This window comes from Acinetobacter sp. 24-47-67, assembly GCF_056779735.1.
In genome coordinates, this window is record NZ_JBWYIK010000014.1 from 18,888 (window position 1) to 34,928 (window position 16,041).

At 39.0% G+C, this 16,041-nt stretch carries 15 protein-coding genes; 9 read left to right on the forward strand and 6 right to left on the reverse strand.

What is annotated here, in order from left to right; genetic code table 11:
- Window positions 1–16: 16 nt before the first annotated feature.
- Window positions 17–1,012 (reverse strand): DUF2804 domain-containing protein, encoded by a 996-nt coding sequence (locus tag AC1M9K_RS13475; protein ID WP_481589542.1) that lies wholly within the window; start codon window positions 1,010–1,012, stop codon window positions 17–19.
- Window positions 1,013–1,144: 132 nt separating this feature from the next.
- Window positions 1,145–2,263, reverse strand: coding sequence for a CaiB/BaiF CoA transferase family protein (locus tag AC1M9K_RS13480; RefSeq protein WP_481589543.1), 1,119 nt, complete (start codon window positions 2,261–2,263; stop codon window positions 1,145–1,147).
- Window positions 2,264–2,473: 210 nt separating this feature from the next.
- On the opposite strand from AC1M9K_RS13480, the gene AC1M9K_RS13485 reads away from it, so the two are divergent.
- The 4 genes from AC1M9K_RS13485 (at window position 2,474) to AC1M9K_RS13500 (ending at window position 7,587) form a co-directional block, all read left to right on the forward strand.
- Window positions 2,474–3,484: an AraC family transcriptional regulator gene (locus AC1M9K_RS13485; protein WP_092768523.1), complete on the forward strand. Its 1,011-nt coding sequence runs from the start codon at window positions 2,474–2,476 to the stop codon at window positions 3,482–3,484.
- 131 nt (window positions 3,485–3,615) lie between these two features.
- The gene (locus tag AC1M9K_RS13490) at window positions 3,616–4,029 is read left to right on the forward strand and encodes a hypothetical protein (protein ID WP_035267937.1); all 414 of its coding nucleotides are present in this window, start codon (window positions 3,616–3,618) and stop codon (window positions 4,027–4,029) included.
- A gap of 208 nt (window positions 4,030–4,237) precedes the next feature.
- Window positions 4,238–5,443 (forward strand): acetyl-CoA C-acetyltransferase, encoded by a 1,206-nt coding sequence (locus tag AC1M9K_RS13495; RefSeq protein WP_481589544.1) that lies wholly within the window; start codon window positions 4,238–4,240, stop codon window positions 5,441–5,443.
- Between the two features lie 11 nt (window positions 5,444–5,454).
- Window positions 5,455–7,587 carry a 3-hydroxyacyl-CoA dehydrogenase NAD-binding domain-containing protein gene (locus tag AC1M9K_RS13500; RefSeq protein WP_481589545.1) on the forward strand — a complete coding sequence of 711 codons (2,133 nt, stop codon included), beginning with the start codon at window positions 5,455–5,457 and terminating at the stop codon, window positions 7,585–7,587.
- Between the two features lie 37 nt (window positions 7,588–7,624).
- Here the strand turns inward: AC1M9K_RS13500 and AC1M9K_RS13505 are convergent, their stop codons facing one another.
- Window positions 7,625–8,092, reverse strand: coding sequence for an Lrp/AsnC family transcriptional regulator (locus AC1M9K_RS13505; RefSeq protein WP_092768519.1), 468 nt, complete (start codon window positions 8,090–8,092; stop codon window positions 7,625–7,627).
- A gap of 138 nt (window positions 8,093–8,230) precedes the next feature.
- On the opposite strand from AC1M9K_RS13505, the gene AC1M9K_RS13510 reads away from it, so the two are divergent.
- Both AC1M9K_RS13510 and AC1M9K_RS13515 read left to right on the forward strand, forming a co-directional pair.
- Window positions 8,231–8,884, forward strand: coding sequence for a LysE family translocator (locus AC1M9K_RS13510; protein WP_481589546.1), 654 nt, complete (start codon window positions 8,231–8,233; stop codon window positions 8,882–8,884).
- 120 nt (window positions 8,885–9,004) lie between these two features.
- On the forward strand, window positions 9,005–9,334 hold the full coding sequence (locus AC1M9K_RS13515; RefSeq protein WP_092768515.1) for a hypothetical protein: 330 nt from the start codon (window positions 9,005–9,007) through the stop codon (window positions 9,332–9,334).
- A gap of 37 nt (window positions 9,335–9,371) precedes the next feature.
- On the opposite strand, the gene AC1M9K_RS13520 is transcribed toward AC1M9K_RS13515, so the two are convergent.
- Together AC1M9K_RS13520 and AC1M9K_RS13525 are read right to left on the reverse strand one after the other, a co-directional pair.
- Window positions 9,372–9,800, reverse strand: a complete 429-nt coding sequence (locus tag AC1M9K_RS13520) for a GNAT family N-acetyltransferase (RefSeq protein WP_092768513.1) — start codon at window positions 9,798–9,800, stop codon at window positions 9,372–9,374.
- A 21-nt stretch (window positions 9,801–9,821) separates the two neighbouring features.
- The gene (locus AC1M9K_RS13525; RefSeq protein WP_481589547.1) at window positions 9,822–11,033 is read right to left on the reverse strand and encodes a class I SAM-dependent methyltransferase; all 1,212 of its coding nucleotides are present in this window, start codon (window positions 11,031–11,033) and stop codon (window positions 9,822–9,824) included.
- 103 nt (window positions 11,034–11,136) lie between these two features.
- On the opposite strand from AC1M9K_RS13525, the gene trhA reads away from it, so the two are divergent.
- Window positions 11,137–11,775 (forward strand): PAQR family membrane homeostasis protein TrhA, encoded by a 639-nt coding sequence (gene trhA, locus AC1M9K_RS13530; protein ID WP_481589548.1) that lies wholly within the window; start codon window positions 11,137–11,139, stop codon window positions 11,773–11,775.
- Window positions 11,776–11,916: 141 nt separating this feature from the next.
- Window positions 11,917–13,227 carry an MFS transporter gene (locus tag AC1M9K_RS13535; RefSeq protein WP_481589549.1) on the forward strand — a complete coding sequence of 437 codons (1,311 nt, stop codon included), beginning with the start codon at window positions 11,917–11,919 and terminating at the stop codon, window positions 13,225–13,227.
- Between the two features lie 43 nt (window positions 13,228–13,270).
- Here AC1M9K_RS13535 and AC1M9K_RS13540 read toward each other — a convergent pair whose 3' ends face one another.
- Window positions 13,271–14,281 (reverse strand): metallophosphoesterase, encoded by a 1,011-nt coding sequence (locus AC1M9K_RS13540; protein WP_035270000.1) that lies wholly within the window; start codon window positions 14,279–14,281, stop codon window positions 13,271–13,273.
- A gap of 171 nt (window positions 14,282–14,452) precedes the next feature.
- On the opposite strand from AC1M9K_RS13540, the gene AC1M9K_RS13545 reads away from it, so the two are divergent.
- Window positions 14,453–16,015, forward strand: a complete 1,563-nt coding sequence (locus AC1M9K_RS13545; RefSeq protein ID WP_481589561.1) for a phospholipase D family protein — start codon at window positions 14,453–14,455, stop codon at window positions 16,013–16,015.
- The last annotated feature ends 26 nt before the right edge of the window (window positions 16,016–16,041 follow it).

A 16,041-nucleotide genomic window follows, 5' to 3' on the forward strand; every position in this document is an offset into this window, starting at 1 on the left:
TGTTGTTATGACGCCATTACCATTTAGCGTAATGTTGCTCTAATAGTCCATACTCTTGATTAAGCTCAATATGCTGACCATCATCTGAAATAATAAAACCCGTAATTTTAGATTGCCACTGACTGAACTGGCTGCCTACCATTCTAAGATTAAGATTTTCATAACGGCGCCAGCCTGTTTCAATGGTCAATTGTAATTTGTCATCCATAGATCGTATGGTCCACATCTGATCATTTTGCATTTCAAAAAGAACATCCGTCAACGCATAAAGGCGCCCATTAATCCACAAACAGTTTTCATTGCCAAAGCTTTCATTCACGCCAGAGGCAAGATTCAAACCCACACGGTTTCCTTGCGCATCCCAAAAATTAGAAGATAGCCAAAACCAAGCCGTTTCAGGTCTTAGAAAACCGCAAGTATCATCAAGCGAAGCAAAAGTTCGTGAGTTAAATTCAATTTTTTCTTTTTGTTTATTAATGAAATACCCTTCAACGGCCAATGTAGTTAGTTTCTGAGTATAGGTCCAACCATTTATACCAGTAGGACTGCACATCGACAAAGGATCTGTTCCAGCACAAAAGATTCGTGCAGACAGTTTTTCTTCACCATGTTTGATCACTTTGATATAACGAACACCATTGGCATGTTGGATATCGAGTTGGATTTTTCCATGTTGAAAATGGCTATGATTAAATAGTGGCTGTTCATCTAGAACCGTACTGCGTGCCAATACATTAATCGCATTCCACTCGACGACTTGTCCGGTGTTATGGTCATAAATATAGATGAAACCATGTCCCGCCCAAGCGATATCGACGATAGCCATCCCAATGCTGTAATGCTCATGTTGGATACTACAAAACTTAAATTTCTTATATTTAAGTTTTTTTCTCCATCCTTTGAGCACTTTGCCATATGGCGTTTTATAAATATATTTTGAGACAGAAATTGCACTTGGCAATTCTGTAAAACGCCCATAGCGCGGTTGACCATTTACTTGAATTAAATCCATTGGGACTCAGCCTAATTTCATTCCATGACAATTATAGACTTTAGTCTAAAGTATTTCATTTACTGTATGAAAACATAGATTAAAGAACCGATACAGATCGGTTCTTTTTTTTTCATATATTCAATACTTTGACTACCAGTTCCCTTCACCCAGCGTTTGGCCGATATAATGATACTGTGCCTTGGATCTTGAAAATTTAATTGGGCAAGCCAACTGTTTTTCTACCTCATTTGCATCTTTCCTTAGAGGTACATCCACTGTCCAAGCACGTTGTTGAGCCAAATCTGACGTCAGAGCTTCGTCTAGATTTAACACAGGTTCTACACATACGTCTAATTCAGAAAATGTTTTACGCCATACATCAAAACTTTTTTCCTTGATTTTATCAGCGATGGCAGTCTTGACTGCTTTTCGATCTTCAAGATCAAATGAAGTTCCTTTTTCCAATAAGATAGGCAGTTCTAATACAGTTGCCAGACCTGTCATAAATTGAGGTTCTAAACTTCCAATTGAGATATAGCGCCCGTCTTGCGTTTGATAATAGTCATAAAATGTTCCCCCGTTCAGATGTTCATTTTCAGGGTACTGATTCTGCCCACCTGCAAGTACAGCTGCCGCGGCCATATTGTTTAAGGTCACCGCACAATCCGTCATGGAGATATCAATATATTGACCTAAACCGCTTCGTTGCCTTTCAATCACGGCTGTTAAAATGCCGATCACTGCGTGTAAAGAACCGCCTGCGACATCAGCAATTTGAATCCCCATCGGTGGTGGTCCACTTTCCTGCCGACCTGAATGCCCAGCAATCCCTGAGAGCGATACATAATTAATGTCATGTCCCGCTTTATCTTTATAAGGACCTGTTTGCCCATATCCTGTTATTGAACAATAAATCAAACGAGGGTTTATTTCAGATAAAGTTTGATAGTCGAGTCCTAAGCGTCGCATCACTTCAGGACGGAACTGCTCAATGACGATATCGTATTCTGAAATTTTTGATTTAATGAGTTCAATACTCTGACTATCTTTTAAATCTAGGGCAATCGACTGCTTGTTGCGATTCAAATAACTGTGCGCTGTGGCTTGACCATTTGCATAAGGTGGCAACAATCTGACAAGGTCTGGTCGATTTGGTGACTCAATATGGACCACCTCTGCCCCTAGATCTGCTAAGTACAAAGTCGCAAAAGGTCCGGGTAATAATGTGGAAAAATCTAAAACTTTCAATCCCTTTAATGCAGCTGTCATTGTTATTTTCACCAAGAATATGTTGATTTTTCACCCATAATAGAAATATAAAACAAGATTAACAATGTCATGTTCAGCCATTTACCTTGATCATTTCGGCAATTTATGATGTAAAAGAGCAATTACTCTAGTGATAATTGCCAATTAAATTATTTTTTGTGTCATTTAGGTCAAGTAGCAGTGAACATCAAAGAGACTGAAGGATTTAACATGAGTCGCGATACGATAAGTATCCATTTTGTGAATGCAGCCCTGACTGGGGTAAAACGTCTAGGGATGGATGTTGACACTTTACTTTCACATGTCGGCATTGAAGCTGAACTACTCCGCCAACCTAAAGCACGTATTTCTCCTGAGCAGTACACACGCTTTGTTAAAATGCTGTGGATGGTCACCCAAGATGAACACGTTGGTTTTGATATCCAGCCACGTCGCTTAGGGACCTTTGCGATCATGTGTCAATTGATCATACATGCCAAAACTTTAGGTGATGCGCTTGAGTTATCATCACAGTTCTATAAATTATTCGGTGATGAGTGGTCTGTGACTTTAGAGCGCGATAAACATGAAGCACGCTTAGTTCCACTCATTCCAAAAACAATGGATCCTGACCATTTCATTACTGAAAGTATGCTCATGATCTGGCATGGTTTGGCATCGTGGCTTATTGAGCGTCGTATCCCGTTAGAGCGTGTACATTTTTCTTATCCACGCCCACAACATGCAGATGAATATGATGCGTTATTTTTTGCGCCAGTGATCCAATTTGATTCAGCTCGTACTGAAATCACATTTGCTGCAGACTACTTAGACCTTCCAATTCGCCAAGATGAAAACACCTTGGAAGAGTTTCTAAAAGGTGCTCCAGCGAAACTGTTGGTGAAATTCAAGAATACCAATTCACTCACATCACGTATTCGCGAAGTATTGAAGAGCCAAATTGGTGAAGAAATGCCAACATTAAATGATGTTGCAGCCATGCTCTATTTATCACCACAGACGCTTCGCCGTCGCTTAGCTGCTGAAGGTAAGAGCTATCAAGGTGTGAAAGATGCTTTGCGTCGAGACGCCGCAATTCACTTACTGTTAAACCCATCTTTAACTTTAGAAGATGTGGCACAACAAGTCGGCTTTAGTGAAACCAGTACCTTCCACCGAGCATTTAAAAAGTGGACAGGGGTAACACCAGGACTGTATCGTCAATTACATGGTTATCATTAATTTAGTCAAACATAAAAAAGTCTGACATTTTTCAGGCTTTTTTTATTACAAATGGACTTAAGTGCTTATTTATTTTGCAAAAATATTCAAGTTGAAATTAAACTATTCGGAATATTAAAAGGAATAATAAGATGACACTTACTGCAATCTTAATCTCAATTTTGATTGGAATAGCGCTTTATTTTTACAGTGCAAAATCACACAGTTCTCAACCTAAAGCTGATATACGGTACACTTATAATATTGTCGGAGAAAATGCATATCAAAAAAATTTACTTAAAATAGCTGGTCAAAAAAAATCTGTATCTAAATTTCATGAATGTACTGCTCATGTTCTGTCAGAACCATTTAACCAATACGATCCAAATGCAATCAAAGTTGAAATCAACGGATTAACAGTTGGCTATTTAAGTAAATTAGAAGCAGAAAAGCTGAAAGGGCAGATTATCAATAAAAAAGTGCCCGCTGTAATTAACGGTGGTTGGTATGTTAATGAAGATGATGAAGGCTCTTATGGTGTAAAGCTTGCCATATCAAACGCCTAAGATTTGATATAGAAAAATTATAATCTAAGCATTCGCAATACAATTTTTTTTTAATTCGTCAAAAACTTTCATTTCACAATCTAAAACATTTAATTTTTAAGTGACCAAAAATATCAAACGACTCATCCGTTCTCGTCATTGCACAATCACATAGATCATCTACACTCAAAACACCATAACAATTTCAACCTATAAAAAAGGAACTATTATGAGCGAGGCTTACATCATTGATGCCATTCGCACACCACGCGGAAAAGGAAAAAAAGATGGTTCTTTACATGAAGTAAAACCAATCACATTACTCACAACGCTGTTAAATGAACTTCAAACTCGCCATCAACTCGATACTTCTAAAGTCGATGACATCGTACTGGGTTGTGTAACTCCAATTGGTGATCAAGGCGGTGATATCGCTAAAACTGCTGCAATTGCAGCAGGCTGGAATGATGATGTAGCAGGCGTTCAAATCAACCGTTTCTGTGCTTCAGGACTGGAAGCTGTCAATCTTGCTGCACAGAAAGTTCGTTCAGGCTGGGAAGATGTTGTCGTTGCAGGTGGTGTAGAGTCAATGTCGCGTATTCCAATGGGCTCCGATGGTGGACCATGGGCACTCGATCCAGAAACAAACCTGAAATCTACCTTTGTTCCACAAGGGATTGGTGCTGATTTAATCGCAACTTTAGATGGCTACTCTCGTGCTGATGTAGATGCTTTTGCTGCAGATTCACAAAAGAAAGCAGCAGCGGCTCAAGCGAATGGTTACTTCAATAAATCAGTTGTACCAGTAAAAGATAAAGCTGGTGTTGTCGTTTTAGATAAAGACGAGTTCATCAAACCAACGACTACCGTTGAAGGCTTAGCCAAATTAAATCCAAGCTTTGAAATGATGGGCGGTATGGGATTTGATGCAGTCGCATTACAAAAATATCCAGAAGCTCAGAAGATTAATCACGTTCACCATGCAGGAAACTCTTCAGGCATTGTAGACGGCGCTGCTGTTGTCCTGCTTGCATCTGAAAAAGCGGTTCAAGAACAAGGCTTAAAACCTCGTGCTAAAGTATTGGCAACTGCGCTTGTCGGAACTGATCCAACAATCATGTTAACTGGTCCAGCACCTGCGGCACTCAAAGCTTTGGAAAAAGCTGGCTTAACCATTGATGATATCGATTTATTTGAAGTGAACGAGGCGTTTGCGGCTGTAGTGATGCGCTTTATTAATGAACTCAATGTCGATCCTGCAAAAGTCAATGTAAATGGTGGTGCAATTGCAATGGGTCATCCACTCGGTGCGACAGGTGCCATGATTTTAGGTACGTTGCTCGATGAACTTGAGCGTCAAGGTAAAAAACGTGGCTTGGCTACACTGTGTGTAGGTGGTGGTATGGGTATCGCAACGATCATTGAATTGGTATAAGGAGAAGAATAATGAGTGCAATTCAATTTGAAAAAAATGCTGATGGCATTGTTATTCTCACCTTAGACTCACCTAATCAGTCTGCCAATACCATGAATGCAGATTTCCGAGTTGCTTTGGAAGAGACGGTAACAAAACTGAAAGCCGAATCTGGCATTACAGGTATCATTTTTAAATCTGCAAAGAAAACCTTTTTTGCAGGCGGTGATTTGGATGAGTTGATTCAAGCTCAACCAGAACACGCCACTGAATTCTTTGGCATGATCCAAAAAATGAAAGCGGAATTCCGCTATATTGAAACCTTGGGTGTACCTGTTGTTGCTGCATTAAATGGAACAGCGCTCGGTGGTGGTTGGGAAATCGCACTAGGCTGTCATGCTCGTATTGCATTAAATGATCCTAAAGCGAAATTTGGTCTACCTGAAGTTACCTTAGGATTGTTACCAGGTGGCGGTGGTATCGTACGTATGGTACGACTGCTCGGCTTGCAGAATGCTTTTCCTTTCTTGATGGAAGGTAAACAATTTGGTGTAGAAAAAGCAAAATCTCTAGGCTTAATTCAAGATACGGCTGATTCTGAACAAGAGCTCATGGATAAAGCGATTGCTTGGGTTAAAGCAAATCCAAAATCTCAACAACCATTCGATGTTAAAGGATACAAAATTCCAGGTGGTACGCCATCATCACCTCAAGTGGCTCAAGTCCTTGCGATTGCACCAGCGATGCTGCGTGATAAAACAAAAGGTTGCTATCCAGCCCCTGAAGCCATTATGGCTGCTGCCGTTGAAGGTGCTCAGGTAGATGTTGATACTGCATTAACCATTGAATCTCGCTATTTTACGTATTTGGCAACTGGTCAAGTTGCGAAAAACATGATTGGTACTTTCTGGCATGGACTGAATGCAATCAAATCAGGTGAAAGCCGCCCTAAAGAGCCTGCAAAATGGCAAGCGACGAAAGTAGGTGTTTTAGGCGCTGGAATGATGGGCGCTGGCATTGCCTACTCGACAGCGATTAAGGGGATTCAAGTCGTCCTTAAAGATGTATCGATTGAAAATGCAGAAAAAGGTAAGGCATATAGTCAAAAACTGTTAGATAAACGTGTTTCACAAGGTCGAATGACTGCTGAAAAGCGCGAACAAATTTTATCTCTCATTACCCCTACAGCAAATGCATCCGATCTACAAGGCTGTGATTTAATCATTGAAGCTGTATTCGAAAATCAAGAACTCAAAGCCAAAGTAACTCAAGAAGCTGAGCAATATTTGGTTGACGGCGGTGTGATGGCTTCTAATACATCCACCTTACCGATCACAGGTCTTGCAACAGCAAGCAAAGATGCGAAAAACTTTATTGGACTGCATTTCTTTAGCCCTGTTGATAAAATGCAGTTGGTTGAAATTATTAAAGGTAAAGAGACTTCAGCTGAGACACTAGCTAAAGCCTATGATTATGTTCAACAAATTGGAAAAACACCTATCGTTGTGAATGATAGTCGTGGTTTCTTCACCAGCCGCGTATTTGGTACTTTTGTCAACGAAGGTTTGCGTTTACTGGCTGAGGGAGTACATCCAGCCAAAATTGAAATGGCTGCTTTAAAAGCAGGTATGCCAGTCGGTCCATTAGCAATCCAAGATGAAGTCGCATTAACCTTGTCTGAGCATGTGACCAACGAGACGCGTAAAGCGCTTCAGGCTGAAGGCAAAGATTTACCACACTCCCCTGCTGAAGATGTTTTAAAGCAAATGATCCATGAGTTTGGGCGTAAAGGGAAAGCTGCTGGTGCTGGTTTTTATGAATATCCTGAAAGTGGTAAAAAATACCTTTGGGATGGTTTAAACCATTGGACGAAAGAGACTGATATTTCTGAGCAAGAAATGATTGATCGCTTCTTGTTTGTGCAATCTTTAGATACCTTACGTTGTCTTGAAGAGGGTGTTTTAGAGTCTGTCATTGATGGAAATATCGGTTCTATTTTTGGCATAGGATTCGCCCCTTGGACTGGCGGCGCTTTACAGTTCCTCAATCAATATGGACTCGCACAAGCGCTTGACCGCGCGAATCAGCTTGAAGCGAAGTATGGTGAGCGTTTTAAAGCACCTCAACTCCTCAAGGACAAAGTTCAGTCTGGTCAGTCGATTTGATTGATATAAACTAAAAACCTCTCTTCGGAGAGGTTTTTCAATCTAAAGTAACTGGAAATCCCTTAAAAGTCTTAATCTCTTTGAGCGTAAACATGCTCTGCATTTCCTTGATACCAGGGAGTCTTCTAATTGTTTTCATAGCAAAATCTGCATAAGTATCGAGATCTCGAGACACAACTTGAAGCAAAAAATCTGCATCTCCGCCAATACTATAACAAGCGACTACGTTATCTAACTCTTGAACCTTTTCTTCAAATTTTTTGGCTTCAACTTCACTATGTCTATCAATTGACACTCGTATAAAGACCATTACACCCAAATTAATTTTTCTTCTATCAAGGTTAACACCATATCCTTTGATAATTTTTTCGTCTTCTAATCGTTTAACACGACGCCAACATGGTGATGGAGAAATACCGACTTGTTCCGCCAGTATTTGATTGGTCACTCGTGAATCTTGTTGAAGTAGTCTTAAAATTTTTTTGTCAAATCTATCAAAGTTCATAATGAAAATTTTAACCTTTTTTATTTTATTTATAGAAAGGATATACCTCAATCAATAGAAAAGGCAAACGAAAACGATCACTTTGTGCTTTGTATTTGATTGAAAATGTTCTTACCTTCACAAAAAAACAAGATATCCATGTTTGTAGAACAAAACTTTTGCACTTATCCTTTAGCTCTGACTATTGCTGCCGCTGTACCCGGGCCAGGTATGATCACAATTCTAATTAATACAATTAAAAATACCAAAATGCATGGCTGGTTTACTCTATTTGGATTAATCACAGGTGATTTCTTATATTTAACCTTATCTCTTATCTTTATTAAATTTCTTCACCAATTTATAGATCCTAAAATTATTCAGATCATTATCATGATTGGTGCATTTTATTTACTATACATAGCAATACAAATTTGGGCATCCAATATCCGTGAAATGAACCAAAATCATTTCAAATTTTCACCAACAAATAAAAAAATTTACAAAACCTCCTATGGACAAGGCCTACTTGTCACAATGAGCAATCCTAAAACGATGACGTTTTACATTGCACTATTACCCCCATTTCTTTCCGCTAATACCATGTTCAGCTTAGAGCAGATCTTTAGTGTATATGTCGCGACGATGTTCGTCTTAGTTTTGATTGGAGGACTGTATATTTCTTTGGCTATCATCATTATGAAATATTTATGTTCTCAAAGAAAAATGGATATCATTATGAAATTATTAGCATCAATTATGGCATTTATATCACTAAGCCTGATCTATTCGAACATTTCAGCTTTTACATAGTGATCATTAAAATATGCTTATAAATACAACAATATTTTGTTGTGAACATTTCTATATTTCTATTCTGTGTTATAAAGTAACATATTCTCAGATTCATTTTACCCAACTTGGTATAGCATTATGACTGATCATTCTTCACCAGAAAAATCTCCTTGGGGTTGGAAAGCGCTAATTATCGCGATCATTTTAAGTATTATATTTATGGTGATTTTCTATGTAGCCATTGAAAATGAACCTGACTATATGCCAAGTAAACAACGAACAGAAACCAGTGAACATCATGCATTCAAAGCATCACCTGTGATGTCTGAAGAAGCAGCAGCAAAAATCGAAGCCAACAAAGCTGCTCAAGCTAGTGCAACTGGACACAATATGACTGAAGAAGAACACGCAGCAATGGGCGAACACAGTCATACACATGATGGTGAATCAAGTTCACATAGTCATTGATTTTGTGATGAAAAAACGGAGCATTGGCTCCGTTTTTTTATTCAAGCTGCATCGTCATATAAACATGAGGAATACCACAATCTAAGTATTCCTTACCTTGGGGCTCAAACCCTAAACGTTGATAAAATGGTAATGCATGAACTTGAGCAGAAAGATTCAAGGTTGGTCGCTTTTCCCTTTGAGCAAACTCAATTATAAATTTCATGAGCTCAAACCCAACACCTTTTCCTCGATAAGCCTTTATGACTGCTACCCTTCCAATACTATGGTTTTGAAGTAGTCGAGCCGTGGCGATTGCCTCACCTTCATGGAAAACAACGAAATGAATCGATGTCTCATCTTCCATATCCCATTCGTCTTCAGGTGAAATTTGTTGTTCCAGAATAAATACTTGCTCTCGTATCTGCATCGCGTAGCACTTTAATTGCGACCATGAACCTACTTGAACATCGAAGACATTACTCATGTGTTAATTCCCAAAGGTGTGTTAGCACTTTTCACCAATATTTTGTTGCTCCCACTCTCCTTTTAGAAGCAACTCTAATGAGTGCTTTTGAATACCATACATATTTTTTAATGCAATTATTTGATCTAACACTTGCTGATCTGGTGCGTTCAAATCTTTGCGCTTGGTGGCTAAAATCATTTTATTTTTGCTGGTATGTTCCAAAGCCACAAATTCAAAAACTTTAGTCTCGTAACCATAGGCTTTTAACAATAGCGCTCGAATTGTATCTGTCAGCATTTCAGCTTGTTGCCCCTCATGAATACCAAACTGCAACATTGGTTTTAATACAGAGGGACTTTGCATTTGAGGTCTCAACTCTTTGTGGCAGCACGGCGCGCACATAATCATTTGCGCATTCAATCGAATACCGGTATGAATCGCAAAATCAGTTGCTACATCACAGGCATGCAACGCAATCATGACATCGAGTTTTTCAGGCGAGTAAGTTCGTACATCTCCTTGGAAAAAATCTAAATGCTTAAAATCTGATTTACGGGCAACATCTTGACAGAATTGAACCATTTTCTCGTTCAGTTCCACACCTGTAACATAAGGATTATAATCATTTTTTTGTAAGTAGTCATACAGTGCAAAGGTGAGATAACCTTTACCTGAGCCAAAATCGACAACGTTGAGCTGCTGATCAACTTGAATTTGGTTTAATGCGCCTGAGCAAATCTCAACAAATTTATTAATCTGTTTCCACTTACGCGCCATGCTTGGAATAATTTGTTCTTTTTGATCCGTAATACCCAACGGTTGAAGAAAATAACTTTCTTGCTCAACAAAACGGTGTTTTTGACGGTCGTGTGATTTTTCAATGATCTTGGAGACTGAAGCCTTTTTACTTTGAGTTAAGATCGCTTTTTTCTTATTTTTCTTGAGCTGTAACTCGCTGTCCAATGTAAAAAGATTGGCTTGTTTGCATTCACTGACCAATTTACTCACCAACGGATCAGCTTCATCAATTGGAAAATTTTTGGTCACATCTTGAGTTTTAAAGCGATACAGAACATTCAGCATCCATTCATCTTGTAATCGAATCATGCGTAAAGTCATCTTCTCTAAAGCTTCTATCTCGCCCTGATACTGACTCAGAATCATACGATCAAAACGCTGAGAAGCTAATGCTTGATGAAATGCTTCAAGAAATTGTTGCTCTTGCGGTGTGGAGGATGCCGAAACGGTCATAAACAGTGCCAAAAAAAGAAATGCTATTAAATTTTAATGCGTCTTACGCGAAAAGCAAAATTCAATTACGATACAGATGTATAATTAAATGTGTAAGTGAACAATGAAAGCATCTCCTGCTTCGTATGATCCATTAGAAGAAAAAATTAATTTCATCAGTCATGCCATTGGTGCTGTCTTGGCCGTCATCGGTGCCATTTTATTGATTATAAAAGGTGCTGCTTATCCTATGGCACAATGGATCGGGCTTTGGGTCTATGGACTTAGTTTAGTTCTACTCTTTACGGCGTCTAGTCTTTATCATTTTGCGGAAACACCTGAGCGTCGGGGTTGGTTTAAAAAATTGGACCACACGGCTATTTATTATCTCATCGCAGGAACATACACGCCTTTTCTATCTATAGCTTTACCAACGCAAAAAGCTCACTATTTATTAATTGCACTTTGGGTAATTGCGGCGATTGGCACTTTATTCAAATTGGTATTTATTCACCATTTTCAAAAAATATCGCTTTTTGCCTATCTTGCAATGGGATGGTTAGCATTACTTGTGATAGATGATATGCGCACATATTTATCTGATCAAAGTTTAACCTTGCTTATAATTGGTGGCCTTGCTTACACCATAGGCGCATTGTTTTATGCTTTAAAAAAGGTAAGATACACTCACGCTATCTGGCATATTTTTGTATTGATAGGTGCAGGATCACATTTCCTGTCTATTTATCTTTACGTGCTATAACCACTTCAACTACATCGTCTAGCAACCCTAACACCGTAGAGCGAGTTGGTATTTCGTATTTTTTTAAGAAATTACGCCTTTTTTAAAAAGATTACGCTATTAAATCTAAGTTTTTTATTTTTAGTAAGTGTAAGGTCTCTTATGGCGTCTAATACAGCATCACAACAAGCTCAACCCGCAAACTCTAAAACTCGGGTATTAACTGCAAGTCTCGTTGGTACAACCATCGAGTTCTTCGATTTTTATATTTACGCAACAGCTGCAGTCATTATTTTCCCCTACTTGTTCTTTCCAACAAGTACAGATCCTATGACAGCAACGATTCAATCATTAGCAACTTTTGCAATCGCATTCATCGCACGTCCTATCGGCGCCGCACTATTCGGTCATTTGGGAGATCGAATCGGTCGTAAAGCAACCTTAGTGGCAGCCTTGCTAACCATGGGACTTTCTACCGTTGCGATTGGTTTACTTCCAACCTATGCGCAAATTGGCATTGTGGCACCCTTACTTTTAGCTTTGTGCCGATTAGGTCAGGGCTTAGGTTTAGGTGGCGAATGGTCAGGTGCAGTTCTACTCGCAACTGAAAATGCGCCAGAAGGCAAACGTGCTTGGTACGGTATGTTCCCTCAACTTGGTGCACCAATCGGCTTCATCCTTGCCACAGGCTCTTTCCTTACGCTTGGGGCATTCATGAGTGAAGAAACATTCATGTCATGGGGATGGCGTATTCCATTTATTTCAAGTGCCTTATTGGTGATTGTAGGCTTGTGGATTCGCTTAAAGTTGCATGAAACGCCAGCATTCCAAAACGTGCTGGATAAACAAAAAGAAGTGAATGTCCCTTTTGTACAAGTTTTTAAAAAGCATTCAAAAATGCTTGTACTCGGAACGATTGCAGCCATTTGTACTTTCGTAGTTTTTTACTTAACCACCGTATTTGCATTGCAATGGGGTACAAAACAATTAGGTTACTCTCGTGAAGAGTTCCTACAACTTCAGTTGGTTGCAACGCTTTGTTTTGCAGCATTTATTCCCCTTTCTGCAATTTTTGCGGAAAAGTTCGGTCGTAAAACCACTTCGATTGCGGTGTGTGTAATTTCTGCTATTTTTGGTATTTTCTTTGCGGACATGTTGGAGTCAGGAAGCACACTGATTGTGTTCTTATTCTTATGTATTGGTCTTGCGATTATGGGCTTAACCTATGGTCCAATCGGTACGGTACTTTCAGAAATCTTCCCGACATCGGTGCGTTATACTGGTTCAGCGTTAACATTTAACCTTGCTGGTATTTTTGGTGCATCTTTCGCACCTTTGATTGCAACGAAATTAGCAACTGAATATGGTTTGTCTGCAGTAGGCTATTATTTGACGGCTGCATCAATCCTTTCACTGATTGCTTTCCTGATGATTCGCGAAACGAAACATGATGATGTGAATAATCAAATTTGATGCTTTCAGCTAATAAAAAAACCGGCTTAAGCCGGTTTTTTTATTAGCTGAGCTCAATGATATCAATCATCGGTGGTACTCTGAATCTGAATGGAACACCTACCATGCCAGTACCTACGGACACATAAACATTGGCATGTTCATGCTTATATAAACCACGTTTATGACCCAAGATAGACACTTTTTTCATGATGTAATCTGTCAACCACGGAAGCTCCACTTGTCCCCCATGTGTATGCCCTGACAACATCAACGGATGAGTTGGCAATTTTGGCACCATATCCACCGTATCCGGATTATGTGACAGAATTAACCACGGCTTATCTTGTGGTAAATCAGGCATATCCCGCATGTCAGCCTTACCTGCCCACAAATCCCCCACACCAATCAATCTAAACTCATCAAACTCAACAATCTTACCTTCAATATCCATCACCTGATTTGAAGCTAGCGCATCTTTTAATAATGCCTGAATCGGTGGACCTGGATATTGCTCATCATGATTACCATTCACAGAATAGACAGGCGCTTGAATTTCTCTTAATACTCGGAGCTCTTCTGCCAGCTTATTTTCTGGTTCATAGGTCCAATCACCTGCCACAACTACTAAATCTGGTTGAGCTTGATTAATCTTATTCACGATAATTTTCAGTTGTCTTTCATGCCCAGAAAACAATCCAATATGTAAGTCTGCAATTAATGCCACTTTAATCGGATGTTTAAAGGGTTGCGCCGAACTTAACTTGTAACTCAGGTTATTCACTACTACACGATGTGGCTCAATGAAACGTGCATAAATCAATACACTGCTCAACAAGAAAATAAACACACCTTCATGCAATGAAAATATACCTTGCCAAGTAGCAAAAATACTAAAAAACCACAACGGAACAAGTAAATAAGAAAGATAAAATGCCAAGAGATGAACAAAGGCTTTAAATGGATGTATGGTTTCAGTTCGAGATTGGCTCATCCATGCTTGCGTGACTCCCCAAATAGCGAAGAGCGAGAAAATAATATAGAAGGCAGCAAGGATGTTATTTGTTGTCCACATATTCAATCTCTTTCATTAAATCAGACGAATAATCTGAGTGGTTCATTTATCTTTTAAATGGTGCTCTTTATACTTTAGCACATTGAGTTCAAAGAATAGATTATGCAAGCAAATCACATGGAAAAGAATCAATCTCAACAATTGAATCGCCAAAAGAAAACATCTTTTAAAATGCGCTTCATCATGAGTTCATGTTTGATTCTTGCTTTACCCGCATGCTCAACTTTACCCACTCAACAAGCTGTTGCACCTCAATATGCGTATGACATCGACACTCATGACACTTCATTGGCGCAAATTGTCGAACCTTTGAAAATTAAGAATCCTGAATTAACAGGTTTTCATGTTTTATATGATCCAATCGAAGCGATAGCTGCACGTTTTCAATTAATTGAGAAAGCCGAAAAAACACTCGACCTTCAATATTACATTTGGGATAACGACCGTGTAGGTGCATTGGCTCTTTATAAAATCATTCAAGCTGCTGATCGTGGTGTAAAAGTCAGATTGTTAATGGATGACAATAACGCTAAGACGATGGAAAGTATTTATCTCGCGCTGGATCAACATCAAAACATTGACGTAAAGTTATTCAATCCTTATAAATTCCGACGCCTTAGACCCGTTGATATGATTTTGGATCTGAAACGTATCAATCGACGGATGCACAACAAAACGTTTACAGCTGACAATCAAATTACCCTGATTGGCGGCCGAAATATGAGTAATCAATACTACAATGTCAGTGACCGATATCAATTTTCAGATGTTGATGTCATGCTTGTCGGTCATGCAGTAAGTGATATTACACACTCATTTGATGAGTACTGGAATCATGAATATGCCTATCCAGTTAAAAATATTGTCAATCATCAACAATATACATTGCGCTATGATGGTTTAAAACAGCAACTGCAAGAGCACTTTGATGATGGTGCTGTACGTAGTTATGTTGAAATTACTCGTGAATCTCATGATTTTGATCGTTGGCTCAATCAAGAAATTAAGCTGGATTGGGTGAAAGCAGAAGTCATCAAAGATTCTCCTGAAAAAATCAAAGCGAAAGCTAAGAAAGAAGAACATCTCAACTTTCAACTGGTTGAACGCTTAGAGAAACCAGAAAAAAGTGTCGATATCATTTCCGCTTACTTCGTTCCTGAACGCAAGGGTGAGCAACGCTTAAGTGCGATCGCACAAGATGGCGTTAAAGTTCGCGTACTGACCAACTCTTTTAAAGCCAATGATGTTGCGCTTGTACATGCATTTTATGCGAAATATCGTCAGGATTTACTGCAAAACGGCGTAGAGTTATATGAGTTCCTCCCTGCTTTGCCAGAAGAATTCCAAAATAAAAATAATATTGAAATTTCTAAGCAGTCCAAAGTGAGCCTTAAAGGGCTGAGTCGCTCAAGCCTGCATGCAAAAATGATGGCTTTGGATGATAAGCAAGTATTTATCGGATCATTTAATTTTGATCCACGTTCAGCCAATTTAAATACTGAAATTGGCGTCATTTTAAACAGCCAGCCCCTAGCGCAAGCTGTGCATAAAACCATGGATCAGAACCTAAAAAAATATGCCTATAAATTAGTTCTAGATTCACAAAATAATATTAATTGGAAACAAGCGACACCTGAAGGTATTAAAATCTATACCAAAGAACCAAAAATGAAATGGTGGCAAAAAGCAAGCTTGAAAGTTATCTCGTGGTTGCCAATAGAAGGATTCATGTAAAAAGCAGGGATCATCATGATCCCTGC